At 67.1% G+C, this 23,043-nt stretch carries 22 protein-coding genes; 4 read left to right on the forward strand and 18 right to left on the reverse strand.

The features are described from left to right. Position 1: 1 nt before the first annotated feature. Both cysT and IE097_RS16340 read right to left on the reverse strand, forming a co-directional pair. Positions 2–835, reverse strand: a complete 834-nt coding sequence (gene cysT / locus IE097_RS16335; protein ID WP_189461929.1) for a sulfate ABC transporter permease subunit CysT — start codon at positions 833–835, stop codon at positions 2–4. A 64-nt stretch (positions 836–899) separates the two neighbouring features. Next, on the reverse strand, positions 900–1,901 hold the full coding sequence (locus IE097_RS16340; protein ID WP_189461930.1) for a sulfate ABC transporter substrate-binding protein: 1,002 nt from the start codon (positions 1,899–1,901) through the stop codon (positions 900–902). 247 nt (positions 1,902–2,148) lie between these two features. On the opposite strand from IE097_RS16340, the gene IE097_RS16345 reads away from it, so the two are divergent. Further along, positions 2,149–3,549 carry a GGDEF domain-containing protein gene (locus tag IE097_RS16345; protein WP_189461931.1) on the forward strand — a complete coding sequence of 467 codons (1,401 nt, stop codon included), beginning with the start codon at positions 2,149–2,151 and terminating at the stop codon, positions 3,547–3,549. Then, positions 3,546–4,610: a tetratricopeptide repeat protein gene (locus IE097_RS16350; RefSeq protein ID WP_189461932.1), complete on the forward strand. Its 1,065-nt coding sequence runs from the start codon at positions 3,546–3,548 to the stop codon at positions 4,608–4,610. Before IE097_RS16345 ends, IE097_RS16350 begins: the two co-directional genes overlap by 4 nt. 71 nt (positions 4,611–4,681) lie before the next feature. Here the strand turns inward: IE097_RS16350 and IE097_RS16355 are convergent, their stop codons facing one another. The 8 genes from IE097_RS16355 to ssuE all read right to left on the reverse strand — a co-directional run bounded on the left by IE097_RS16355 (position 4,682) and on the right by ssuE (position 11,846). Next, the gene (locus tag IE097_RS16355; RefSeq protein WP_444542877.1) at positions 4,682–5,647 is read right to left on the reverse strand and encodes a porin; all 966 of its coding nucleotides are present in this window, start codon (positions 5,645–5,647) and stop codon (positions 4,682–4,684) included. A 25-nt stretch (positions 5,648–5,672) separates the two neighbouring features. Continuing rightward, on the reverse strand, positions 5,673–5,888 hold the full coding sequence (locus tag IE097_RS16360; protein WP_189461934.1) for a TOBE domain-containing protein: 216 nt from the start codon (positions 5,886–5,888) through the stop codon (positions 5,673–5,675). Between the two features lie 108 nt (positions 5,889–5,996). Then, positions 5,997–6,800, reverse strand: a complete 804-nt coding sequence (locus IE097_RS16365) for an ATP-binding cassette domain-containing protein (RefSeq protein WP_189461935.1) — start codon at positions 6,798–6,800, stop codon at positions 5,997–5,999. A gap of 590 nt (positions 6,801–7,390) precedes the next feature. Further along, positions 7,391–8,158, reverse strand: a complete 768-nt coding sequence (ssuC, locus tag IE097_RS16370) for an aliphatic sulfonate ABC transporter permease SsuC (RefSeq protein ID WP_189461936.1) — start codon at positions 8,156–8,158, stop codon at positions 7,391–7,393. 9 nt (positions 8,159–8,167) lie between these two features. After that, a complete protein-coding gene (ssuD, locus tag IE097_RS16375; protein ID WP_189461937.1) occupies positions 8,168–9,319 on the reverse strand; it encodes an FMNH2-dependent alkanesulfonate monooxygenase in 1,152 nt (383 codons plus the stop codon). Positions 9,320–9,342: 23 nt separating this feature from the next. Further along, the gene (locus IE097_RS16380; RefSeq protein WP_189461938.1) at positions 9,343–10,272 is read right to left on the reverse strand and encodes a sulfonate ABC transporter substrate-binding protein; all 930 of its coding nucleotides are present in this window, start codon (positions 10,270–10,272) and stop codon (positions 9,343–9,345) included. Positions 10,273–10,277: 5 nt separating this feature from the next. After that, positions 10,278–11,210 carry a sulfonate ABC transporter substrate-binding protein gene (locus tag IE097_RS16385; protein WP_189461939.1) on the reverse strand — a complete coding sequence of 311 codons (933 nt, stop codon included), beginning with the start codon at positions 11,208–11,210 and terminating at the stop codon, positions 10,278–10,280. 39 nt (positions 11,211–11,249) lie between these two features. Continuing rightward, positions 11,250–11,846, reverse strand: coding sequence for an NADPH-dependent FMN reductase (gene ssuE, locus IE097_RS16390; protein WP_189461940.1), 597 nt, complete (start codon positions 11,844–11,846; stop codon positions 11,250–11,252). A gap of 238 nt (positions 11,847–12,084) precedes the next feature. Between ssuE and IE097_RS16395 the strand changes: the two genes are divergently transcribed. Beyond that, entirely contained in the window at positions 12,085–13,563 is a 1,479-nt protein-coding gene (locus IE097_RS16395; protein WP_189461941.1) for a methyl-accepting chemotaxis protein, read from the forward strand. Between the two features lie 89 nt (positions 13,564–13,652). On the opposite strand, the gene IE097_RS16400 is transcribed toward IE097_RS16395, so the two are convergent. The 8 genes from IE097_RS16400 to waaC form a co-directional block, all read right to left on the reverse strand. Continuing rightward, positions 13,653–14,243, reverse strand: coding sequence for an RBBP9/YdeN family alpha/beta hydrolase (locus tag IE097_RS16400; protein ID WP_189461942.1), 591 nt, complete (start codon positions 14,241–14,243; stop codon positions 13,653–13,655). Further along, positions 14,243–15,055 carry an EAL domain-containing protein gene (locus IE097_RS16405; RefSeq protein WP_189461943.1) on the reverse strand — a complete coding sequence of 271 codons (813 nt, stop codon included), beginning with the start codon at positions 15,053–15,055 and terminating at the stop codon, positions 14,243–14,245. Before IE097_RS16405 ends, IE097_RS16400 begins: the two co-directional genes overlap by 1 nt. A 114-nt stretch (positions 15,056–15,169) precedes the next feature. Beyond that, the gene (locus IE097_RS16410) at positions 15,170–15,805 is read right to left on the reverse strand and encodes a peroxiredoxin (protein WP_189461944.1); all 636 of its coding nucleotides are present in this window, start codon (positions 15,803–15,805) and stop codon (positions 15,170–15,172) included. A 53-nt stretch (positions 15,806–15,858) separates the two neighbouring features. Next, positions 15,859–16,872: a sulfate ABC transporter substrate-binding protein gene (locus IE097_RS16415; protein WP_189461945.1), complete on the reverse strand. Its 1,014-nt coding sequence runs from the start codon at positions 16,870–16,872 to the stop codon at positions 15,859–15,861. Between the two features lie 89 nt (positions 16,873–16,961). Then, positions 16,962–17,315 carry a 2Fe-2S iron-sulfur cluster-binding protein gene (locus IE097_RS16420; protein WP_189461946.1) on the reverse strand — a complete coding sequence of 118 codons (354 nt, stop codon included), beginning with the start codon at positions 17,313–17,315 and terminating at the stop codon, positions 16,962–16,964. Positions 17,316–17,343: 28 nt separating this feature from the next. After that, the gene (locus IE097_RS16425) at positions 17,344–19,908 is read right to left on the reverse strand and encodes a bifunctional diguanylate cyclase/phosphodiesterase (protein ID WP_189461947.1); all 2,565 of its coding nucleotides are present in this window, start codon (positions 19,906–19,908) and stop codon (positions 17,344–17,346) included. A 176-nt stretch (positions 19,909–20,084) separates the two neighbouring features. Further along, positions 20,085–21,350 carry a lipid IV(A) 3-deoxy-D-manno-octulosonic acid transferase gene (gene waaA / locus IE097_RS16430; RefSeq protein ID WP_189461948.1) on the reverse strand — a complete coding sequence of 422 codons (1,266 nt, stop codon included), beginning with the start codon at positions 21,348–21,350 and terminating at the stop codon, positions 20,085–20,087. Then, positions 21,347–22,309 (reverse strand): lipopolysaccharide heptosyltransferase I, encoded by a 963-nt coding sequence (gene waaC, locus IE097_RS16435; RefSeq protein WP_189461949.1) that lies wholly within the window; start codon positions 22,307–22,309, stop codon positions 21,347–21,349. Before waaC ends, waaA begins: the two co-directional genes overlap by 4 nt. An 82-nt stretch (positions 22,310–22,391) precedes the next feature. Here waaC and IE097_RS16440 point away from each other — a divergent pair, with 82 nt between their 5' ends. Next, positions 22,392–22,994, forward strand: a complete 603-nt coding sequence (locus IE097_RS16440) for a GGDEF domain-containing protein (RefSeq protein ID WP_189461950.1) — start codon at positions 22,392–22,394, stop codon at positions 22,992–22,994. Positions 22,995–23,043 lie beyond the last annotated feature (49 nt).

Below are 23,043 nucleotides of genomic sequence, written 5' to 3' on the forward strand. Positions count from 1 at the left end.
ATTATTTCCTCCGTCCGAGTCGTTTTGCCGTCCACCACTGCAGGCCGTTGATCACCAGCAACAGCGCGAACGACACCGCCAGCATCACGCAGGCAATCGCCGTCGCGCCGAGGTAGTCGTACTGCTCGAGCTTGGAAATGATCATCAGCGGCGTGATTTCGGACACGTAGGGCATGTTGCCGGCGATGAAGATCACCGAGCCGTACTCGCCGATCGCCCGGGCGAACGCCATCGCAAAACCGGTCAGCAGCGCCGGCAGGATCGTCGGCACGATGATCTTGTAGAACACCTGGCCACGCGTCGCGCCAAGGCTGGCTGCGGCTTCCTCGAGCTCCTTTTCCAGATCCTGCAGCACCGGCTGCACGGTACGGACGACGAAGGGCAGGGTGATGAAGGTCAGCGCCAGCACGATGCCGAGCGGCGTGAACGCGATCTTCAGTCCCAGCGGCTCGAACCACTGGCCGATCCAGCCGTTCGGCGCGTAGATCGTCGCCAGCGCGATACCGGCGACGGCGGTCGGCAGCGCGAACGGCAGGTCGACCAGCGCGTCGACCAGGCGCTTGCCCGGAAACGGGTAGCGCACCAGCACCCAGGCGATCAGCAGCCCGAACACCAGGTTGATCAGCGCCGCCAGCAGCGATGTGCCGAAGGTCACTTTGTACGACGCCATGACACGCGGCTCGGTGACGATGGACCAGAACGCGGCCCAGTCGAGGTGGGAGGTCTTGATGATCAGTGCCGCCAGTGGCAGCAGCACGATCAGCGAAAGATAAAGCAGCGTGTAGCCGAGCGAGAGCTTGAAGCCCGGCAGCACGCTGTGTTGTTTGAAGGCCATGCCTTCCCCCTGTTTTTATTGTGTCGCCGGCCGGTGTGCCCCTGCAGCACCGGCCGATGCGGAATTACTTCTTCGCGATCGTCGCGGCAACCTGGTCGTAAATGCCGCCGTCGTCGAAGTATTTCTTCTGCGCGACCTTCCAGCCGCCGAACTCGTCGATGCCGAACAGCTTCACCGCCGGGAACTGCTTGGCGTACTTGGCGGCGACGGCCTTGTCACGCGGACGCAGGTAGTTCTGCGCGGCGACTTCCTGGCCTTCCGGGCTCCACAGGTACTGCAGGTAGGCTTCGGCCGCCTTGCGCGTGCCCTTCTTGTCGACGACCTTGTCGACCACCGCAACCGGCAGGTCGGCATCGATCGACACGCTCGGATAAACGACCTCGAAACCGCCGCGGCCGAATTCGCGGGCGATCATTTCGGCCTCGTTCTCGAAGGTCACCAGCACGTCGCCGATATTGCGCTGCATGAAGGTCGTCGTCGCCGCGCGGCCGCCGGCGTCGAGCACCGGGACGTTCCTGAACACGCCGGTAACGAACTCGCGCGCTTTGGCATCGTTGCCGCCCGGCAGTTTCGCCGCGTAACCCCAGGCGGCGAGGAAGGTGTAGCGGCCGTTGCCCGAGGTCTTCGGGTTCGGCACGATCACCTGCACGCCCGGTTTCACCAGATCGTTCCAGTCCTTGATGCCCTTGGGGTTGCCCTTGCGGACGATCAGTACCTGCAGCGAGCTGAACGGCGCGGCCTCGTTGGGGAATTTCTTTTCCCAGCCGGCATTGATCTGCCGGCCCTTGTCGACGATCGCGTCGATGTCCGTGCTCTGGTTCATCGTCACCACGTCGGCCTCGAGGCCGTCGATGACCGAACGCGCCTGCTTGCTCGAACCGCCGTGCGACTGCTGGATCGTCACCTTGTCGTTGAATTTGGCCTGGTAGTGCTTGGCGAAGACCGGGTTGTAATCCTTGTAGAAGTCGCGCATCACGTCGTACGACACGTTCAGCAGGGTCACGTCGGCCAGCGCCGGAGCGGCGGCAAATACGGAAAGCAGCAAGGCGGGGATCAGTTTGCGCATGGTCGGGTCCGTTGGACAGTAAGGTCGATCGGGCGATTATCACCCGACCGCCATATACCACCAAAGAATAATCCGTTAATAAATATCGGTCGTTTTTGCATAAGCAAGATTCAGCCTTGAACCCGTCGCAGCGCCAACCGGCAACCATGACGATAGGCCAACACAGCGCTACACAAGCCGTCAGCAAACTTGCCCTGCGCGGCGGCACTTGGCACGATGACGACATCGCTCCACCCCCGCTCCAACCATGCCTTCCACCGCCCCCTCTCCCTGGCACGCCGAATTCGTCGAAGCGCAGGCGTCGGTCTCCCGCGAACAGGCCGACAGCGATCTGCTGCGTGCGATACAGGGCCGCGCCGGAGCCGGGCATTTCGCCCAGATCGGCCTGTGGCTGGGCCTGAGTCTGCTGCTCGAATCGCTGCTGCCGCAAGCGATCGAAGCCTGGCTGGCCGCGCTCGAATCGGCACTGTCCGGCGGGCAGGCGCGGATCGCCGCATCGCTGTGGCTCGAACTGGCCACGCTGGGCCGCGAGCACGGTGACGCGGCACTGGCGCTCCGGCTCGACCAGCATGCCGCCGAACTCGCCCGCAGCACCGAAGACACCGCGCTGCACGCCCGCTCCGCCCTGGCCACCGCCGCCGACCTGTATGCGCTGGGCGACGCAGCCGGCGCCGACGCGGCACTCGACTACGCGCTGGCCCATCCCGGCCTCGCCGGATTGCAGGAAGCGCGGCCGAACGAACAGATCGCGACGCTGCTCGCCCTTGCCGGCCGTGCGGGCGAGGCACGCACCTTCTGCATGGCTGCGGCCGAACGCTACCGGGCCAACGGCGCCCCGCTCGGCGAGCTGCGCTGCTGCCTGCAGCTGGCGATGCTCGACGACGATCCGCAACACCGCCACCGCGCGGCACGGCTTGCGACCGGCCTGGCCCCGGACCGGCTCGACCGGGCACAGCACCGGCTACTTGCCGACCTGTTCGAGGCCAGCGGCGAGCTGGCCCTGGCCGTCACGCATCTCGACGCCGCACTGGCCCCCCGGCCGCCGGTCGCACACGTGCCAAGCCGCCGAATCAGCAGTGTGGCAATGCGGCTGCAGTTGCTTGCATCCCGGATCGAACTTTCGCAGCTGCGCGACCGGACGACCCGGGACAGCGGCCAGGACCGCGCCGACGGCAGTCTGAGCCGCGCGGCACTGAATGCCCGTCTACCTGCGCTGATCGTCGCCGCCAACGACGGGGTACCGCTCGGCATGCTGCAGATTGCCGTCGACCGCTTCGGCGAGATCCGCGCCCAGCGCGCCCGGCATGTCGGCGACGACGTGCTGCGTACGGTGACCGCGCTGCTGCGGCTCGACCGCGAGGCCGGCGACCTGCTGGCACGCATCGGCGACGACGAATTCCTGCTGGCGCTGCCCGGCGCCGACGCCGACGCGGCCCGGCGGGCCGCCGAAGCGGTGCGACGCCGTATCGCCGAGTACGACTGGACCGCGCTACACCCGGCGCTCTCGGTCAGCGTCAGCGTCGGTGCCGTCGCTTGTCTGCCCGGCGACTCGGCGGACATCCTGCTGTTCCGCGCCGATCTGGCGCGCTATCTGGCACAGCGTGGCGGCGGCAACTGCGTCAGCAACGCCGAAGGGGTTGCGGCATGAACGACCGACACGCACTGCTTGCCGATCTCGAACCGGTCGCCATCGCTGCCGAGAACGGCTCGCCGCCACCACCGCCCGAAGTCGAAGCGCTGCTGGCCCGCGCCCGTACCGTCGGCGACGCCCGGCTCGAAGCCCTTGCGATGGTGACGCTGGGGCACGCCTGGCAGCATGTCGGCCGCCTGCGCACCGCCCAGCAAGCGTTTCGCGATGCGGCCGCGCGCTTCCACGACCACGGTCATACCCGTGGCCAGATCGAGGCGCTGATCGAACTGGGCCGCGCCCGCTACGCCGCCGGCGAAATCGCTGCGGCGCTCGACACCTGGTCGCAATGTCTGGCGCTGGCGCACGACAACGGCGACGGCGACCACTGCGCCCGGGTCTGCCTCGGCGTCGGCCAGGCCTGCGTGGCGCTCGGCGACCATGCCGGCGCATTGCGTTATCACGAGCTGGCGCTGTCGCTCGCGCGACCGCTCGGTCACGACCGGCTGACCTGCGAAGCACTGATCAATGTCGGCGGCGATGCCTACCGGCTGCAACAGGGCGAACGGGCGCTGACCGCGCTGGCCGAGGCCGATGCGCTGCTGCAGACCAAGGTCGCCAACCGGGTCTGGGCCGCCGAAGTACCCTACTACCGCGGCCTCGTCTGGCTCGCCAACGGTGACGTCGACGCCGCCTGCGGTGCGCTCGACGCCGCACGCCGCGCGCATGCAGCCAATCACAGCGTCTGGGGCGAGGCGCACGCGTACTACGCCCTGGCGCAGGCACACGAAGCGGCCGGCCAGACGGAGCCGGCGGAGTCCTGCTATCTGGCCGCCCGCGCGCTGGTGCGGGGGGCCGGGCTGATTGCGCTGCACCAGCAGTTGCTGCGCCGGCTTGCGGCACTGGCCCGCTCCGGCGGCGACATGCCGGCCGCACTCGGCTGGTTGCGCGAACTCGACACCCTCGACACGGCAACGATGCCCGACACCTCGGCACGCTGGAACCGCGGCCAGCTCGCCAGACTGGTCGCCCTCGAGACGCGCAGCCGGATCGGCGCAGTCCGGCTCGGCCTGCTCCCCTGAGCCACGATCGCAACGAAAAAAACCGGGCACGATGTGCCCGGTTCTGAAGTCTAGGAAGACGCTGGTCCGGCTTAGAAGTCGGTACGGAAACCGACCGACCAGGCAAAACCGTCCTGGCTGGCGTAATCCGGCGTCAGCGAGCCCGAGTTGTTCCTGAACTTGCCCTTGTTGTCGTTGTTGACGTCAACCAGGTAGGTGTAGAAACGCGTCTGCTTGGTGGCGTAGTAGACCAGACCCAGCGAAGCCTGCTGGCCGCTGTTGTCGCTCACGCCCAGCTGGTCCTGCGACCAGGCATACACGCCCTGGACTTCGAACTGGCCGAACTTGTAGTTGCCGACCACGGCGTAGTTGTCCCAGTCCTGACCGGCCTTGCTGTCGTCGCTGTTGACGTGTTCCCAGCCGCCGCCCAGCTGCAGGCCGAAGTCGAACTTGTAGCCCAGTGCCAGGTTGGTCGCCCAGGTCGACGCACCGCTGGTGGTGTTGGCCGCCTGGTCGGCCGATGCCAGGCCGGTTGCCTGAGTGAAGGTGCGGTTCTTCGCGTAGTAGTAGCCGAGGCCACCGACGAAGCCGTAGCCGCTGTACAGGGCCGAAGCGGCATAGATCGGCGACTCGCCGCCGTTCTGGGCGTTCTGGTCGAGGCCCCACGAACCGCGGACCTGGAAGCCGCTGAATACCGGCGAATCATAGCTGACCGAGTTCTGCAGGCGGCTGTTGAGCTGGGCGAACACGGCACCCTTGCCCTTGTAGTCGGCGGTGTCGGCGAAGTTGTCGAACAGGCTCGACAGGTCCGACGAGGTCAGCAGGGTCTTGTAGGCGCTGTCGTAGTTGCCGAAGCGCACGGTACCCCAGTCGCCCTGCCAGCCGCCGAAGGTGTTGCGGCCACCCCAGGTGGTGTTGCCGGTGCCGCCGTTGCCCGAGGNGGTGACCTCGGCATACGCCGCGCCGGCGCTGAGGAAAGTCGCGGCCAGCAAGGCCGAAAGAACGGTGCGTTTCATATTTTCTGGGTCTCCCTGTTTTTGTCGTACGGCCGCCGGCATGCCGAGCGGCCATACGTATCCGGCATTACAGCGTGGCGATCGACACTTCGGTCGCCTTGACGAAGGCAATGACTTCGCTGCCCGGTGCGAGCTTCAGCTCCTTGACCGAGCGGGTAGTGATCACCGAGGTGACGATGCCGGCCGGCGTGGCAACGTCGACTTCCGACAGCACCGGACCTTCGATGATTTCGCGCACGGTGCCGCGGAACTGGTTGCGGACATTGATCGACTGGATGCTCATGATGGTCTCCTTGGTAAATGACGATGTCAGATTAACGTGAGCGCAATATCACTCAAAGTAATTTCATTTTTGTTTTTTATTCCAGAACAAACACAAACTCCGTCAGGCTTACAACGCCCAGCGCAGTGCAGCCGGTGCGATCGGCGGCAGCGGTTCGGGCAGCGGCGCATCGGGCTGCTGCAGCACCCGTGACAGCAGCCGCTCCTGCAACAGCGCGAAGTGCACGTCGCCGCGCCGGCGCGGCCGCGCCAGCGGCACGGCCAGGTCGAGACCGACCCGACCCTGCTCGACCAGCAGTACCCGGTCGGCGATCGCCACCGCCTCTTCGACATCGTGCGTCACCAGCAACACGGTGAAGCCGTGCCGACGCCACAGCCGCTCGATCAGCTGCTGCATCTCGATCCGGGTCAGCGCATCGAGCGCGCCGAGTGGTTCGTCGAGCAGCAGCAGCTGCGGTTCGTGGATCAGCGCCCGCGCCAGTGCCACGCGCTGCCGCTGTCCGCCCGAAAGCTGGCTCGGCCATTTGCCGGCGTGTTCGGACAGGCCGACTTCGGCCAGCGCCGCATGTGCGCGCGGCTGCCAGTCGCCCTTGAGGCCGAGGCCGACGTTGGCCAGCACGGTCTTCCACGGCAGCAGGCGTGCGTCCTGGAACATAAGCCGGGTATCGAAATGACCGGTATCGAGCGGACTGCCATCGGCGCGCACCCCGCCCGACGTCGGCGTATCGAGCCCCGCCAGCAGCCGCAGCAGGGTCGATTTGCCGCAGCCGGAACGGCCGACGACGGCGACGAACTCGCCGGCACGGATGTCGAGGTCGAGGTGGTCGAGCACGGTCTGCTCGCCATAGCGGCGCGTGAGGCCGCGGATGGTCAGCGCGACGCCGAGGGCGGGTTCGAGGTGGGTTTGGGTCATGGGTTGCTCCTGTGCCGGTTTGCCGGCGATCTCTGCATTTTTGAGGACTTACTTGGTTCTGCGCCTGCGGCGCGAGTAAAAGCCTTTGATGCGCGTTCCTCCGCGCGTACGGGAAGAGCGCTTTGTCTCGCCAAAGCCCCCTTCACCCCAAAGGCGCCCCGCGCTCTGCGGCCGTCCAGGCTGCCCTCGATCGGTCGCGAGCCAAGCCGTGAAACCGGCTCGTCTCGCTCCACTCCTCGGCGCTGGCGAACGGGAATGAAAGGCGGCGCAGTGTTCACCGCAATTTGGTTGACCACGTTCTGCTCACTGCCGGTTGCATCCCGCCCCGATCCCCTCAGAAGCGCCGAGCAGCGCAAGTCGACGCGGGGCAGTCGGGGATCCCTGTTTTAGCGAAGCGAGTTTGCGATTCCCGCCGTGGCGACTGGGCAGCGCAGGGAACCCCGAAGGGGCGCGAATGCGGGGGCGCCTTTTCTTTGGGTCCTTTCTTTTGGCGAACAAAAGAAAGGACCTCGTCCGCCGGGCGAAACCGGCAATCCAGACGCCAGCGTCGCTGGCGCTGAAACCCGTCGCTCAGCAACGCCCAAACCCGCTTACTGATACGCCGGATGCCACCTCAACCACACCCGCTCCAGCCCCCGCGCCGCCACGTCGCTGCCCTTGCCGAGCACCGCGTACAGCAGGATCGCCAGCACCACCACATCGGTCTGCAGGAACTCCCGCGCGTTCATCGCCAGATAGCCGATGCCCGAGCTGGCCGAAATCGTTTCGGCGACGATCAGCAGGATCCACGCGAAGCCCAGCGCAAAGCGCACGCCGACGAGGATGCTCGGCAGCGCGCCGGGCAGGATCACGTCGCGGAACAGCGGCCAGCCGCGCAGGCCGTAGCTTTTCGCCATCTCGACCAGACCGGTATCGACCGAGCGGATGCCGTGATAGGTGTTGATGTAGACCGGAAACAGCGTGCCGAACGCGACCAGGAACAGCTTGGCGGCCTCGTCGATGCCGAACCACAGGATCACCAGCGGGATCAGCGCCAGCGGCGGGATGTTGCGGACCATCTGCACCGTGGTGTCGAGCAGCAGCTCGCCGCGTCTGGACAGACCGGTGACCAGCCCGAGCAGCAGCCCGAGGCCGCCGCCGATGCCGAAGCCGACCGCGGCGCGCCAGAAGCTCACCTTCAGGTGCGCCCACAGCTCGCCCAATTCGGCCAGTCGAACCGCAGCGTCGAACACCGCGCTCGGCGCCGGCAGGATGCGGCTCGTGAGCACGCCGTGGGTGGCGAACCACTGCCACGCCAGCAGCAGCAGTGCCGGTACCGCCCACGGCGCCAAACGGCGCGAAATGGCAGCAATCGTCATGGTGCTTCCTCAGCTCTGCGCGACCAGCTTCGGGGCCGGCGGCACGATGTCGTTGGCGATCACTTCGCCGAACGGCCCGGTCAGGTTGACCTTGCCGGCCGGTTTCGCATGATCGAGCGGCAGCAGCGGGAACAGCAGTTCGGCAACGCGGTACGCCTCCTCGAGGTGCGGGTAGCCCGAGAAGATGAAGTGCTCGATGCCCAGATCGGCGTACTCGCGGATCCGCGCGGCGACTTCGTCGGGGCTGCCGACCAGCGCGGTGCCGGCACCGCCGCGCACCAGGCCAACGCCGGCCCACAGGTTCTGTGCAATCTCGAGCTTGTCCCGCCGGCCGCCGTGCAGCTCGGCCATCCGGCGCTGGCCGACCGAGTCGAAGCGCGCAAACGCCTGCTGCGCCGCGGCGATGGTGTCGTCGGTGACGTGCGAGATCAGCTTGTCGGCGGCCTGCCACGCTTCCTCGCTGGTTTCGCGCACGATCACGTGCAGGCGGATGCCGAAGCGCACGGTCCGGCCCTGTGCCTCGGCGGCGGCGCGGACCTGGGCGATTTTCTCGGCCACCGCCTCGGGCGGCTCGCCCCAAGTCAGGTAGACATCGACGTGCTCGGCCGCCAGCGCGATCGCCGGCTCACTCGATCCGCCGAAGAACAGCGGCGGATGCGGTGTCTGAACCGGCGGGAACAGCGCCTTGGCGTTCTCGACCGTCAGATGCTTGCCGCTGAAGTTGACCGTCTCGCCGGCGGCGACGCCGCGCCAGATGTTGAGGAACTCGTCGGTCACCTCGTAGCGCTCGGCATGGTTGAGGAAGCTGCCGTCACCGCGCTGCTCGTCCGGATCGCCACCGGTGACGACGTTGATCAACAGGCGACCGTTGGAGATCCTGTCCAGCGTCGCCGCCATCCGCGCCGACACCGTCGGCGAAATGATGCCCGGGCGGATCGCGACGAGGAACTTGAGCCGCTCGGTCAGCGGCGCCAAGGACGACGCGACGACCCACGAATCCTCGCAAGAGCGTCCGGTCGGGATCAGCACGCCTTCGAATCCGAGCTGGTCGGCGGCCTGGGCGATCTGCTTCAGGTAGGCATGGTCGACGGTGCGGGCACCGATGGTGGTACCGAGATAGCGGCTGTCGCCGTGGGTCGGCAGGAACCAGAACAACTTCATGATGTGTTCTCCAGCTGCGCCGCTCATTGCGGCGCAAGTACGATGTCTTTGACGGTCACGGTTTTCGGAATCAGCTTCAGATCGGCGAAGCGGTCGGCAATGCGCTGCTGTTCGGCGACGACCTGCGGATTGAGCCAGGTGACCCTGAAGCTCGGCCGGCGCTGCACCACGGTGTCGAAAGTCGCGGCGTCGAGGCCGACGGCTTTGGCGAGGATCTGCGCGGTTTCCTTCGGTTTCTGCTCGAGGAAATCGTCGTTGTCCGACAGCGCGTCGAACACCGTCTGCAGCAGCTTGCCCTGGCGCTCGGCAAAGGTTTTCGACGCCAGATAGAAGCTCTGGTTGGCGACCAGTCCCTGCCCCGTGGTCAGCACGCGGGGCTTGAGCGCCTTTTCGGCGGCGGCGTAATACGGGTCCCAGATTGCCCAGGCGTCGACCTTGCCCGACTCGAACGCGGCACGGGCGTCGGATGGCGTCAGCCACACCGGCTGAATGTCGTCCCACTTGAGTCCGGCCTTGTCGACCGCACGAATCAAGAGCCAGTGCGCGCTCGAGCCCTTCTGCAGCGCGATGCGCTTGCCCTTCAGGTCGGCCAGCGTCCTGACCGCCGAAACGGCCGGGACCAGCAGTGCCGACGCCTGCGGCTTCGGCGGCTCGAAGCCGACATAGACGAGCTGCGTACCACCGGCCTGGGCGAAGATCGGCGGCGTATCGCCGGTCATGCCGAAGTCGACGCTGCCGACGTTCAGCGCTTCCAGCAGCTGCGGTCCGGCCTGGAACTCGGTCCACTTGACCGTATGGCCCTGGGCGGCGAGCCTGTTTTCCAGCGTGCCGCGGCTTTTCAGCACGATCAGGTTCAACGAGCTTTTCTGGTAGCCGATGTGCAGCTCGGCGGCCTGCACGCTGCCGGCGGCGACCAGTCCGGCGAGCGCGAGCGACAGGAGTTTGTTCAGCATGGCGGTCACTTCTGCGAAACCAGCGCTTCCTTGACCTTGATCGGCTTCGGAATCAGCTTGAGTTCGTAGAACACGTCGGCGAGCTTCTGCTGCTCGGCGGCGACCTGTGCGGTCAGCGGCGTCACGCCGTAGCGGTAGCGCGAGAGCGCCAGTTCGACCACGTCGGCCGTCAGCCCCTGCTGCGGCGCGATGATCGCCGCGGCCTGACCGCGGTTGTCCTGCAGCCAGCGGCCCTGCGCGACGGTGTCCTCGAACAGCGCCTTGATGATCTGCGGGTTCTTCTCGGCAAAGCCGCGCTCGGCGAGGTAGAAGGCGAAGTTGTTGACGGTGTCGCGGCCGTCGGCGAGCACGCGGGCGCCGATCTGCTTTTCCGCCGCGGCGAGGAACGGATCCCAGATCACCCAGGCGTCGACCGAACCGCGCTCGAACGCCGCACGCGCATCAGCCGGCGGCAGGAACACCGGCTGGATGTCGCCGTACTTCAGGCCGTTCTTTTCCAGCGCCTTGACCAGCAGGTAGTGGACGTTCGAGCCCTTGTTGAGCGCGACCTTCTTGCCCTTCAGCTCGGCCACCGACCTGATCGCCGAGCCCCTGGGCACGACGATGGCTTCGGCCGCCGGCGCCGCCGGATCGTTGCCGATGTAGACGAAGCGCGCACCGGCGGCCTGGGCGAAGATCGGCGGCGCTTCGCCGACATAGCCGACGTCGATCGCGCCGACGTTCAGGCCTTCGAGCAGCTGCGGGCCGGCCGGGAACTCGACCCATTTCACCGTCGCGCCGAGCGGCGCGAGTTTCTTCTCCAGCGTGCCCTGGCTTTTCTGCAGCATGAACAGGCTGGCCGACTTCTGGTAGCCGATGCGCAGCGTTTCGGCCAGCGCGGTGGTCGACAGGGTCGCGGCGGCCAGTGCGGCGGCGGCAGTGACGAGCAGTCGTTTCATGGTGTTCTCCTTGTTGGTATCGGTCTTTTCAGGGGCGGACTAGAAGCTGATGCGGGCTTCGCGGATCTGCTGATTGAGCTGGTCCGGATGCAGCAGCACCTGGCCCGGATCGGGCAGGTGCGCCAGCAGCCGCGACACCGCCTGGGTCAGGCGCTGTTCGATGTCGTGGTTCAGTTCGAGGTAGCCGTCGTCGCGCCACGCCAGTTCGCGTTCGGTCGCATAGATGCCGCCGACGATGTGGCGCGCCTTCAGCGAGGTCAGCACCGGCTGCAAGGCGTAATCGACGGCGAGCATGTGCGCCGGGCTGCCGCCGGTCGCCAGCGGCAGCACCGCGTGATGGTGCAGCGCACGTTCGGGCAGCAGGTCGAGCAGCAGTTTGAGCGCACCGCTGTATGCGGCCTTGTAGACCGGCGTGGCAACGATCAGCCCTTCGGCCTGGGCGACCGCCTTCTGGAAGGCGATCACCGCCGGATCGTCGAACTTGCCGTACAACAGCGCTTCGGCATCGAAATCGCCGAGCGTGAACGCCCGGATCGTGATGCCGTAGGACTCGAGCAGGCGCGAGGCCCGGATCAGCAGGCCATGCGAGCGCGATTTCGCACTCGGGCTGCCTGACAAAGTGACGATGGTCGACATCGTGCTTCCTTCTGGCGTTGACGCCATTTCTTATTAACCAGAAGGAATTTAACTTGACTAACTTATAACCAAAAATACAATTTGGTTAGCCACTGATAACCGGAAAACAACAACGACGTCAGGATGTAAGCACCATGCCCCTGGCATTGACCGGGCCAACTGCCCTGTCAGGTCTAGCCCTGATGGTCCGGCACCACCGCTCGCCTACACTCGGGCGATTCCACCGGGAGAGCGGACAATGGGTGCGTGGTTCGGCAGGCTGTTCGAATGGTTCATTCCTGACACGCTGCGGCAGACGGCACTGGCGTGGAGCCGGGCACGCAATGTCGCCGGCATGGCCGTGCTCGCCGCGCTGATCGTGCCGGTGTTCTCGATCCACTACTTCCGCATCGGCCATCCGGCCATGGGTGCCGGCATCCTGACCGCCGGTGCGCTGATGTGCGGCGTGGCCCTGCTGATGAAACTCGGTGCACCGCTCGCCCTGGTGCGCGAAGCAGTCATCGCGGTGTTCTTCGGCATGGTCGCGTGGATGTGCTGGGTCAACGGCGGCATCGAGTCGTCGTCGGTGCCGTGGTTCCTGCTGGTGCCGGTTGCGGCGACCTTTGTCGGCGGACGCGTGACCGGTCTTGCATGGAGTGCCGCCACGCTGGCCGGTGTCGCCGTGTTCGCCACCGCGCATGCGCAGGGCTGGACCTTGCCGGCCAGCCCGCTGCCCGCCAGCCTGCACGCCGGGCTGCAGGCACGCTCGCTGCTTGGCCTTACCGTCGTACTTGCGGCGATTGCGTGGCTGTTCGAATCGACCAAGGCGCAAAGCCTGGCGCAGATCGAGGCAGCGCGGCAGGACACCGAGCAAGGCCGCACCGCGCTGGCAATGATGCTGGGCGAGGCGACGCAGGCGGTCGATGCCGCATCGCGCGAATCGGCGGCGATCAGTGGCCGCAGTCAGGCCATTCACGCCACCATGGTGCATCAGGCCGGCCGGGGCACACAGATGGCCGGCGTGGTCGCCGACGTCGCCCGGCTCGCGGGCGATGCCGCGACCCATTCGCAGACCGCCGCCCACGAAGCGGGCGCCGCCGGTGCCCAGGCGCAGGCGGGCAGCACCGCGGTCGGCGACGCGCTGGCGCGGCTCAACGATGCCGCCGACGTCGTCGCACGGTCGGCGCAGGCCATCGAAACGCTCGGCGCCCGCAGCGGCGAGATCAGCCAGATCATCGCGGTGATCCGCGACATTGCCGACCAGACCAATCTGCTGGCACTGAATGCAGCGATCGAAGCCGCCCGCGCCGGCGAGTCGGGCCGCGGCTTTGCCGTCGTCGCCGACGAAGTACGCAAGCTGGCCGAGCGGACCGGCGGCGCCACGCTGGACATCGGCCGGCAGATTGCCGCCATCATCACGATCACCGACGACGCGGTGGCCGCGATGCGCACCGGTACGCAGCGGCTGGACGAAAGCCGCGCACGCGCCGTCGATGCCGAACGCGAGATGAAGGCATTGCGCCACCGCGCTGCGGCGCTCGCGGCGCTGACCGGCGACGTCGCCCGAGTGCAGACGGCGCAGGCCGAGCGGGTCGGCGGGCTGGCCGACGATCTCGGCGCGCTGCGTACCGATCTCGAAACCGGCCGCGATGCCAGCGCCGCCATTGCCGGTGCCGTCGACACGCTCGATGCGGCGGTCCAGCGCCTCAACGCCACGCTGCACCGCGCCGCAGGCTGAGCCCCGGCGGCCACTGGACGACCGGCATTGCCGGACACGACAGGCGTGCCGCCCGGATGGCGGCCGGACCTGTCAGCCGGCGGAGGCACTCATGCCGCCAGCCGCTGCGGTACGGCCGGCGGGACCAGCTGGCTCAGCAGTTTGAGACCCAGCGGCCAGTCGTCGAGGTCGGAATCGGCATTGATGTGGCCGAGCCCGGACAGCACGACGCAGCGGCTGCCCCAGTCGCGCGCCAGGGTCATCGACCGGCCCGAGCTGCACACCGGATCGTTGTCGCTGGCGATGACCGCGCTGGCAAACGGCAACCGGGTTGCCGGCAAAGGCAGGAAGGTGGCGAACGACGCCGGCGCGTCCTCGCGGGCAACGTCGGCCGGTGCCACCAGCATGGCGCTGACCACGCGCGACGCATGCTGCGACAGCACCGCCCAGTGGCCGAGCGTGACGCAGCCAAGACTGTGCGCCACGATGATCACCTGACCCGGCGCCTGCGCGACAGTGCGTTCGAGCCCGGCGACCCAGTCGCGCGCGCTCGGCACGTGCCAGTCGTGCTGGACCACGCGTGCAAAGCCGGGAAAACGCGCGCACCAGCGGCTTTGCCAGTGTGTCGGCCCCGAATCGCGCCAGCCGGGTACGACGACGATGCTGTTGCCGGCAGCCAGCCAGCTTTCGATCGGATCCATCAGCCTCTCCAGCGAGGTTCGTCGAGCAGGAAGCCCTGCAGCGCGTCGGCGCCGGCGTCGATGGCCATCTGCTTCTGGGTTTCGGTTTCGATGCCCTCGACGACGACCTGGCCACCGAGTTCGTGCAGCAGGTCGACAAGCTTGGGCAGGGCGCGACGCAGCCGGGGCGATGCTTCGGCCTCTGCGATCAGGCTGCGGTCGAGCTTGATCACGTCGGGTTCGAGCTGCCACAGCCGGTCGAGGTTGGCATGGCGGCGGCCGAAATCGTCGATCGCGATCCGGTAGCCGCGCGAGCGGTAGCTCTGCAGCGCGGCGCGGGCACGGTTGATGTCGGATTCGGCAATTTCGTCCTCGCCGATCTCGAGCACGATGCGCGACGGCTTCGAATCCAGCCGCTCGAGAATGTCCTGGAACACCTCGCCGTGCCGGTCGCTAACTTCGGTCAGCAGCTTCGGGTGGACGTTCAGGTACAGCGTTTCGGCCCGGTCGGCGTGGCCGGCGTCGTTGAGCAGGTGCAGCGTCCGGCACAGCCGGTCGAAGGCGACCAGCTTGCCTTGCGACTCGGCGTGCTCGAACGCCGACAGCGGCGGCCACGGCTTGTGGCGGACCGATGCGCGCAGCAGCGCCTCCTCGCCGATCACCCGGCCGTTCGGCGCGTGGATCGCCTGGAACACGCTCGACAGCGACAGCCCGAGCGCCCGCACCACGACGCCGCGACCGGCTTCGATGCCGAAGCTGGCACCGGGCCAGTCCTCGCGGACGCTGACCGGTACCGGCAGGCGCTTGAACCAGGACTCGAGCGGAGAATTCATCGCATCACTTTCAGAAAAAAGAGGCCGGCAGAGCCGGCACAGACAAGAGGAGACAAGAAACGGTCACAGCGTGTCGAACCCCCGGGTCGGCGAACAGGCCGACACGGTGCGGGCTCAGCCCGGCTGTGGGGTCAGCCGCAGATAGGGCCGGACCGCGACATAACCCTTGGGGAAGCGCTGGGCGATCTCGGCTTCGTCCTGCAACGACGGCACGATCACCACGTCGTCGCCCTGCTGCCAGTCGGCCGGCGTGGCAACCTTGTGGTATTCGGTCAGCTGCAGCGAATCGATCACGCGCAGGATTTCGTTGAAATTGCGGCCGGTGCTGGCCGGATAGGTCAGCGTCAGGCGGATCTTCTTGGCCGGGTCGATGATGAACACCGAACGCACCGTCGCCGTGGTCGACGCATTCGGGTGGATCAGGTCGTAGAGCTCGGACACCTTGCGGTCGGCATCGGCGAGGATCGGGAAGTTCACCGTCGTCTGCTGGGTGTCGTTGATGTCGTCGATCCACTTCAGGTGCGACTCGAGCGGATCGACGCTGATCGCCAGCGCCTTGACGTTGCGCTTGGCAAACTCGTCCTTGAGCTTGGCGGTCTTGCCGAGCTCGGTGGTGCACACCGGCGTGAAGTCGGCCGGGTGCGAGAACAGCACGACCCACTGGTCGCCGGCCCAGTCGTGAAAGCGGATGTCGCCTTCGGAGGATTGCTGGGTGAAGTCGGGGGCGGTATCGCCAAGACGCAAGCTCATCGGATCACTCTCCAGTCAGGGGGGAAGACGGGCGCCGGCCGGCGCCCGGTCGGTCAACGCTTGGCGGCAATCGACACCTGGATCTGGTCGAAGACGCCGCCGTCTTCAAAATAGACCTTCTGCGTCTTGGTCCAGCCGCCGAAGGTTTCGTCGATGTCGAACAGCTTCACGCTCGGGAACTGCTTGGCGTACTTGGCGGCGACGTCCTTGTCGAATGGCCGGTAGTAGTTCTGCGCGGCGATTTCCTGGCCTTCCTTGCTGTACAGGTACTTGAGGTATTCCTCGGCGACCTTGCGGGTGCCCTTCTTGTCGACGGTCTTGTCGACGACGGCAACCGGCGGCTCGGCCTTGATCGACAGGCTCGGCGCGACGATGTCGAACTTGTCCGGACCGAGTTCCTTGACCGCGAGCACCGCCTCGTTTTCCCACGCCAGCAGCACGTCGCCCTGGCCACGCTGCGTGAATGTCAGCGTCGCGCCGCGCGCGCCGGTATCGAGCACCGGCACGTTCTGGAACAGCTTCTGCACGTAGTCACGCGCCTTCTCGTCCGAACCGTAGGTCTTCTTGGCCCAGCCCCACGCAGCCAGGAAGTTCCAGCGCGCACCGCCCGAGGTCTTCGGGTTCGGCGTGATCACCTTGACGTCGTTGCGGACCAGATCGGCCCAGTCCTTGATCTGCTTGGGATTGCCCTTGCGCACCAGGAAAACGATGGTCGAGGTGTACGGGCTGGCGTTGTCCGGCAGTTTCTTCTGCCAGTCCGCCTTCAGGAGCTTGCCCTTGGTGTTCAGCTCGTCGATGTCGTAGGCCAGTGCCAGCGTCACCACGTCGGCCTCGAGGCCGTCGAGCACCGAGCGGGCCTGCTTGCCCGAGCCGCCATGCGACTGCTTGATCGTCACGTCATCGCCGGTCTTGGCCTTCCAGTACTTGGCGAACGCCTTGTTGTAGTCCTGGTAGAGCTCGCGGGTCGGGTCGTACGACACATTGAGCAACTCGACCGACGCGGCCCAGGCCGGCGTCGTGACGGCGAAGGCAAGGGCGACAGCAATAAACTTCTGGCGATAAGACATGACCGGCTCCCGTTTCTTTGGAATAAGAGTGAACGGAAGCCAGTCTGCCAGCGTTACTTCATCGCCAGAAATAATATTGTTTTTTTAAATTAGCGCATTTGGATATATACGATCATGTCATGTAAGACATCGACATGACAGGCCAGCCGCGGCGTTGCGGCGGTATCAGGCTGTTCACGCGGCGTGTCCCTGGCCAGCCAGCCCTGGCGCACCAGCACATTGCGCTCCATGCCGCCCAGCATCAGCATGCCGCCGCTGCCGGCATGTTCGACATGAACCAGGCAGGCACCGCAGGTGCCCTTGGCGCAACGCCACGCCAGCGGCAGCGCGCCATCGCGGGTCAGCTCGCGCACGGTATCGATCAGCCGCCCGCCCGGAAGGACGGCGACGACGAGCGGCGCGGCGTCAGGAATGACGAAGGTGAGCGTGACGGGCTGGTCCATGCCCCGATTCTGACACGCCCGACCGGCGTCAGCGGGTTTCCTCGCGCAGCGCCAGCCACTCGGACAGCGCCGCCGCCGGCATCGGCCTGGCCAGCAGATATCCCTGGATCACGTCGCAGCCAAGCGCGGCCAGCGCATCGCGGTCTGCGGCATGCTCGACGCCTTCGGCAATCACGGTCAGGCCGAAGTTGTGTGCCAGCGTGATCGTCGAACGCACGATGATCGCATCGGGCGGACTGTTGGCGACCTGCGAAACGAAGGTCCGGTCGATCTTGAGCGCCTGCACCGGCAGGCGTTTCAGATAGGCCAGCGACGAATAGCCGGTGCCGTAGTCGTCGATCGACAGCCGGGCACCGAGCGCGTGGATGCGCGACAGGCGCTCGAGCGCGATGTGCGGGTCCTCCATCAGCGTCGACTCGGTCACTTCGAACTCGAGCGACTCGGCCGTCACGCCGTAGCGCAGCAGCGCCGCCTCGATGGTCTCCAGCAGGCCCGGGTCGAGCAGGTTGCGCGCCGACAGGTTGATCGCGCAACAAAGCACGATGCCTTCGCGCTGCCAGGCCGCCAGCTGGCGGATTGCGGCGCCGATCACCCAGGCGGTCATCGGCCGGATCAGTTCGGAATTCTCGGCCAGCGGCACGAAGGCACCCGGCGGCATCAGCCCGCGCTGCGGATGCGGCCAGCGCAGCAGGGCCTCGACGCCGACGATGCGGCCGTCGCGCAGGCTCTGCTTGGGCTGGTAGTACAGCGTCAGCCCGCCATCGCGGATCGCGTGCGACAGTTCGGTATACAAGGCCAGCCGCTCGCGGCTGTGGTGGTCGAGGTCGGCGTCGTACACGCGGTGCGGGACCCGCCGCTGCTTGGCGTCGTACATCGCGACATCGGCGCAACGCAGCAGCTCGCTGGCTTCGCGGCCGTGCTCGGGATAGAACGCGACACCGATGCTGGCGGACACTTCGAGCTGCATTTCCTCGACCGGCAGCGGCAGGCCGACGCGTGCGCTCAGGCTGGCACACAGTTCGGCCACTTCGTTGACGCACAGCATCAGCCCCGGCACCAGCAGACCCAGTTCGTCGCCGCCGAGCCGGGCCACCTCGGCATCCCGGCCGTGCGCCCACTGCGACAGCCGCTCGCCGATGGCCTGCAGCACCTGGTCGCCGACGCCGTGGCCGAGGGTATCGTTGATTTCCTTGAAGCGGTTCAGGTCCAGCACGCACACCGCGAACGACGGCCCCGGCGTCGTGGCGATACGGCTGTCGATGCGGTGCATCAGCGCATAGCGGTTCGGCAGCTCGGTCAGCGGATCGTGGCTGGCCAGGAACTCCTGCTGCGCAAGGTACCGGCGCTCCTCGGAGACATCGCGGATCGCCAGCAGCTGGGTGGCGGTATGCGGCAGCGCCGCGCCGCGCACCTCGGCATCGAACATCGCGCCGTTGTCGCGCCGGCGCATCCGCGCACTGAAGCGCCCCCAGCCGCCGCTCGACGCAAGGTCGCGCTCGACGCCCGGCGCGCGGTAGGCGTCCTCGTCGAGCTCGGGATGGAACAGCGCGGAGGGCGTCAGGCCGACCAGTTCTCCGGCGTCGCGGACACCGAAGACCGCGCACGCAGCCGGATTGGCGCTGCTGATCCGGCCGTGCTCGACGATCAGCAGGCCGTCGTTCACCGTATCGAACAGTTCGCGGTAGAAGCGCTTGTCGTCGACCAGATGGCGCACGATACGGCGCAGGCCGGCCACGAACAGGGCGATGACCAGCCCGTAGACGAGGAAGGAGGACAGTCGCCAGCCCAGCCGTTCGACCCAGGGCTGGGTGTAGCTCGCTTTCGGAACACCGAAATAAGCGACAAAGGGAAAATCGCGCGATCCGACCAGCGCGAACACGACGTCGTGGTCCTGCCGGGACGGCCCCTGACACAAGCCCTGATCAGCGCTGCCGATGCCGTTCCGTACCGCCGGCAGCGGCTGGACCGGGGCGTTGGTATGGCCGTTCATGTCCGGCGCGCACATCAACGGCAGGCCGTCGGCGCGGAAGATGCCGATCGCGCCGGCGTGCCGGTCTATCCACGCCGAAATGCGCTGCAGATTGGCATACGGCACCAGCGCACCGACCGTCATCGTCTTGCCGTCGCGCAGCGTGTAGCGGTACGACATCGGGACCTGCCACTCGCCGTGGCGCTGCATCGGTGCGGCAAAGATCTGTCCGGGCGAGGCGGCCAGCGCATCGCGCAAGCGCTGCTGCACCTGCAGGCTGCCTTCCATACGGGCCCGGTCGTCGACCATCCAGACGTCGTCGCCGGCCAGCACGAACAGCGAATTCGATTGCGGATCGAAGCTCATCGCGTTGCGCAGCGCATCCATGTAGTCGGCCCCGGCAATCGGGCCCGACTGGCGCTTCCACAGCAGCGCCGTGGCCACGCTGTCGATGCTGGCCTTGCTCTGCTGCAAGGTCACGCCGAAATGCGCTTCGATCATGCCGGCGGCACTGTAGACGCGCTGCTCGGTCTCGCGCTCGCTCTGCGTGTAATCGCCCCAGCTTTCCCACACCAGCAACACGACCGCGCCGATGCACAACACCAGCCCGAGCAGCGTCACCATGTGCCAGTCCTGACGTGTACGCGGAGCAAATAACGACTGCATCGTCCCTTGTCTCGGATCGAGTCAGGTTCAAGAAAGTGACAATCTCAAAAATGAGGCCGTCAGGCTTTATCGTTGCTGAAGATAGTCAACTAAGCAATCCAGAAAAGACCGGACCGCTTTCGTTTGACAACGCTTCAGCGTGGCGAAACCGGCTGCCGGTCCAGCGCATCGAGCACGCGTGCGGTCGCGCCCCGGTGCCGTTCGGCAAACGCCGTGCCCGCCTGCCCCATCGCCTGACGGCGCGGTGCGTCGGCCAGCAGGGCCGCGGCTTCGCGCAGCAGCGCGCCGGCGTCATCCCCCTGCCAGGCCGCTCCGGCCGCCAGCGCTTCGCGCGCCGCATCGGCAAAATTGAACGTCGACGGTCCGAGCAGGACCGGGCAGCCCAGTGCACAGGCCTCGATCAGGTTCTGGCTGCCGAATGGCAGGATCGAGCCGCCGATCAGCGCGACGTCGGCACAGGCATACCACGCGGCCAGCTCGCCCATGCTGTCGCCGAGCAGGACGCGCGTGTCCGGCGGCACCGGTGTGGCCTGCCAGTCGCGACGCCGCAGCAGCGCCAGCCCGCGGGCGGCGATCATCGCCGCCACGTCGTCGAAACGCTGCGGATGACGCGGGACGATGACCAGCAGCGTGTCCGCCGGCAGCAGCGACAGCGCATCGAGCAGCAGCGCTTCCTCGCCCTCGCGACTCGACGCGACCAGCACCACCGGCCGGTCGCCGAACCGCGTACGCCAGTCCCGCCCGCGCGCGACCACGGCAGCATCGGGCTGGTTGTCGTACTTGAGGTTGCCGCACACCTTGACGTGGCGCGCGCCCAGCAAGGCCAACCGTTCGGCGTCGTCGGCCCCCTGCGCCAGCACCGCCGCCAGCCGTGCCAGCGCCGGCTCGATCAGCCAGCGCACCCGCGCATAGCCCTGTGCCGATCTGGCGGACAACCGTGCATTCACCAGCAGCAACGGCACGCCGGCATCGGCACAACCGTGGATCAGGTTGGGCCACAGCTCGGTTTCCAGCAGCAGGCCGCAACGCGGCGAAAACCGCGCCAGGAAACGCCGGACCGCCGCCGGCCGGTCGTACGGCAGATAGACGATGCCGGCAATGTCGCCGTAAAGCTCGTGCGCCGTATCGCGTCCGGTCGGCGTCATGCAGCTCAGCAGCAGGCGCAGCTCAGGCTCGCGCTGGCGCAGCGCCCGGATCAGCGGCGCCGCGGCACGCATCTCGCCGACCGAGACCGCGTGCAGCCAGTAGTCGTACGGCTTCGGTGCCAGGCCGGTATAGCGTGCCCAGCGTTCGTCCCAGTGTTCGAGATAGGCGGGCTGCTTGCGCGCGCGCCGGCGAAGATAGGCGCGGATCAGCGGCGTCGCCAGCCAGACGAGGATCGAGTACAGCCAGCGGCTCATCGCGCCGCCAGTCCTTGCCGCACCGCAGCCCAGACAGTTTCGGCGTCGGGTGCGGCACCACGGCGGCCAAGGTTGACCGCATACGTGCCGGCCAGCACGCCGGTCCGTTCCGGATCGGACGCGCAGAAGATCGCGACGACCGGCGTTGCCACGGCGGCGGCCAGATGCGCCAGTCCGGTATCGACACCGACGACGACGCGCGCGTCGGCGAGCAGGCGCGCGGCGCTGGTCAGATCCAGCCGTGGCGCCACCACGGCATTCGACATCGCCGCCGCCAGCCGTTCGGCACGGGTACGCTCGGCGTCGCTGCCCCATGGCAGCACGCAGGCAATGCCCTCGGCCGCCAGCCTGGCCGCCAGGGCGACCCAGTTCGGTTCCGCCCATTCCTTGTCGGCACGGCTGGTTGCGGTCAGCAACACCGCGTAGGCGCCGGACGGGCGCCACGGCAGTTCGACCGCCGGCACCGCCATGCCGTAATCGGGCGGTGTGTCGGGCGTATAGCCAAAGGCACCGGCGAACAGGCGCCGGGCACGTTCGACCGCATGCAGCGACCACGGCGCCGGATAGCGTTCTGCATAGGCCAGCGTCGCCAGCGATTCGCGCGCACTCCGCCAGTCGTAGCCGATCACCGGCGCTCCGGCCTGCCGGGCGACCAGCGCACTCTTGATCAGTCCCTGCGCGTCGATCACGCAATCGTAGTGCGCGTCGGCCAGCGACTGCCGCAGCGCACCGGCTTCAGCGCGTGTCGTTGCCGACAGCAGGCTGCGGCGCCAGCGCCGCAACGCAAACGGAATCACCTTGCCGACCGCCGGATGCAGGTGCGGCAGTTCGGCAAACCCTTCCTCGACGATCCAGTCGAGCGTCGTGCCCGGACGGGCGCAGACCAGATCGGTCAGCGCCGGCAGTGTGTGGATGATGTCGCCCATCGAGGACAGGCGTACGAGAAGCATTTTCGACATGGGCGGCATTGTAGAGGCTGTAAGCCTGGGCTGCACCCCGGCGTTGTCTACACTTGATCCAAGTACAGTCCGGAGCACCGCCATGACCGAAAGCTGGACCGCCCTTGCGTGGGGGATCGCCGCGCTTGGCTGGTTCGTCGCGCTGTTGCTGGTGCTCGCGTGGCAACGCGCCCGCGCCCGCAGCGTGCCCGACGCCGCACCGCCGAACGGCGGCATCGACCCGCTGAGCCGATTGCCCGACCGCGCCCGCTTCATCGAGGCGACCGCGCGCGAGGTCAACCGCAGCCAGCGCGCCGGCCACCCGCTGTCGGTGCTGCTGATCGATACCGGCCGGCTGCGCTGGTTCAACCAGCACTACGGCTACGACGGCGGCGACCGGCTGTTGCGCCATGTCGCCGCGGCCTGTCTGAGCTGCGTGCGCGATTTCGACCTGATCGGCCGCTTCTCGAACAAGGAGTTCGCCATCCTGCTGCCCGACGCAACGCTGGCCGATGCGCACGTCGCCGCCGCGCGGCTTGAAGCGGCGATCACGGCCAACTCGATCACGCTCAAGGACGGCCGCGTCGTCCCGGTGACGGTGGCGATCGGGATCGCGACGCTCGAAAACGAAACCGATACCGCCGACGACCTGCTGATCGCCGCCGACATCGCACTGGGGCAGATGCCGCAAGTGGCGGACACCTGAACCGGAACGACAAAGACCGGCAATGCCGGCCTTTGTCCCTGTGCGACGC

It is taken from the genome of Jeongeupia chitinilytica (assembly GCF_014652315.1).
Taxonomy (GTDB): domain Bacteria; phylum Pseudomonadota; class Gammaproteobacteria; order Burkholderiales; family Chitinibacteraceae; genus Jeongeupia; species Jeongeupia chitinilytica.

Bases quoted from the DNA above. Each gene is read 5' to 3' on its own strand.
- cysT (WP_189461929.1), bottom strand. From the start codon at position 835: ATGGCCTTCAAACAACACAGCGTGCTGCCGGGCTTCAAGCTCTCGCTC.
- IE097_RS16340 (WP_189461930.1), bottom strand. From the start codon at position 1,901: ATGCGCAAACTGATCCCCGCCTTGCTGCTTTCCGTATTTGCCGCCGCT.
- IE097_RS16345 (WP_189461931.1), top strand. From the start codon at position 2,149: ATGCCTTCCACCGCCCCCTCTCCCTGGCACGCCGAATTCGTCGAAGCG.
- IE097_RS16350 (WP_189461932.1), top strand. From the start codon at position 3,546: ATGAACGACCGACACGCACTGCTTGCCGATCTCGAACCGGTCGCCATC.
- IE097_RS16360 (WP_189461934.1), bottom strand. From the start codon at position 5,888: ATGAGCATCCAGTCGATCAATGTCCGCAACCAGTTCCGCGGCACCGTG.
- IE097_RS16365 (WP_189461935.1), bottom strand. From the start codon at position 6,800: ATGACCCAAACCCACCTCGAACCCGCCCTCGGCGTCGCGCTGACCATC.
- ssuC (WP_189461936.1), bottom strand. From the start codon at position 8,158: ATGACGATTGCTGCCATTTCGCGCCGTTTGGCGCCGTGGGCGGTACCG.
- ssuD (WP_189461937.1), bottom strand. From the start codon at position 9,319: ATGAAGTTGTTCTGGTTCCTGCCGACCCACGGCGACAGCCGCTATCTC.
- IE097_RS16380 (WP_189461938.1), bottom strand. From the start codon at position 10,272: ATGCTGAACAAACTCCTGTCGCTCGCGCTCGCCGGACTGGTCGCCGCC.
- IE097_RS16385 (WP_189461939.1), bottom strand. From the start codon at position 11,210: ATGAAACGACTGCTCGTCACTGCCGCCGCCGCACTGGCCGCCGCGACC.
- ssuE (WP_189461940.1), bottom strand. From the start codon at position 11,846: ATGTCGACCATCGTCACTTTGTCAGGCAGCCCGAGTGCGAAATCGCGC.
- IE097_RS16395 (WP_189461941.1), top strand. From the start codon at position 12,085: ATGGGTGCGTGGTTCGGCAGGCTGTTCGAATGGTTCATTCCTGACACG.
- IE097_RS16400 (WP_189461942.1), bottom strand. From the start codon at position 14,243: ATGGATCCGATCGAAAGCTGGCTGGCTGCCGGCAACAGCATCGTCGTC.
- IE097_RS16405 (WP_189461943.1), bottom strand. From the start codon at position 15,055: ATGAATTCTCCGCTCGAGTCCTGGTTCAAGCGCCTGCCGGTACCGGTC.
- IE097_RS16410 (WP_189461944.1), bottom strand. From the start codon at position 15,805: ATGAGCTTGCGTCTTGGCGATACCGCCCCCGACTTCACCCAGCAATCC.
- IE097_RS16415 (WP_189461945.1), bottom strand. From the start codon at position 16,872: ATGTCTTATCGCCAGAAGTTTATTGCTGTCGCCCTTGCCTTCGCCGTC.
- IE097_RS16420 (WP_189461946.1), bottom strand. From the start codon at position 17,315: ATGGACCAGCCCGTCACGCTCACCTTCGTCATTCCTGACGCCGCGCCG.
- IE097_RS16425 (WP_189461947.1), bottom strand. From the start codon at position 19,908: ATGGTGACGCTGCTCGGGCTGGTGTTGTGCATCGGCGCGGTCGTGTTG.
- waaA (WP_189461948.1), bottom strand. From the start codon at position 21,350: ATGAGCCGCTGGCTGTACTCGATCCTCGTCTGGCTGGCGACGCCGCTG.
- waaC (WP_189461949.1), bottom strand. From the start codon at position 22,309: ATGTCGAAAATGCTTCTCGTACGCCTGTCCTCGATGGGCGACATCATC.
- IE097_RS16440 (WP_189461950.1), top strand. From the start codon at position 22,392: ATGACCGAAAGCTGGACCGCCCTTGCGTGGGGGATCGCCGCGCTTGGC.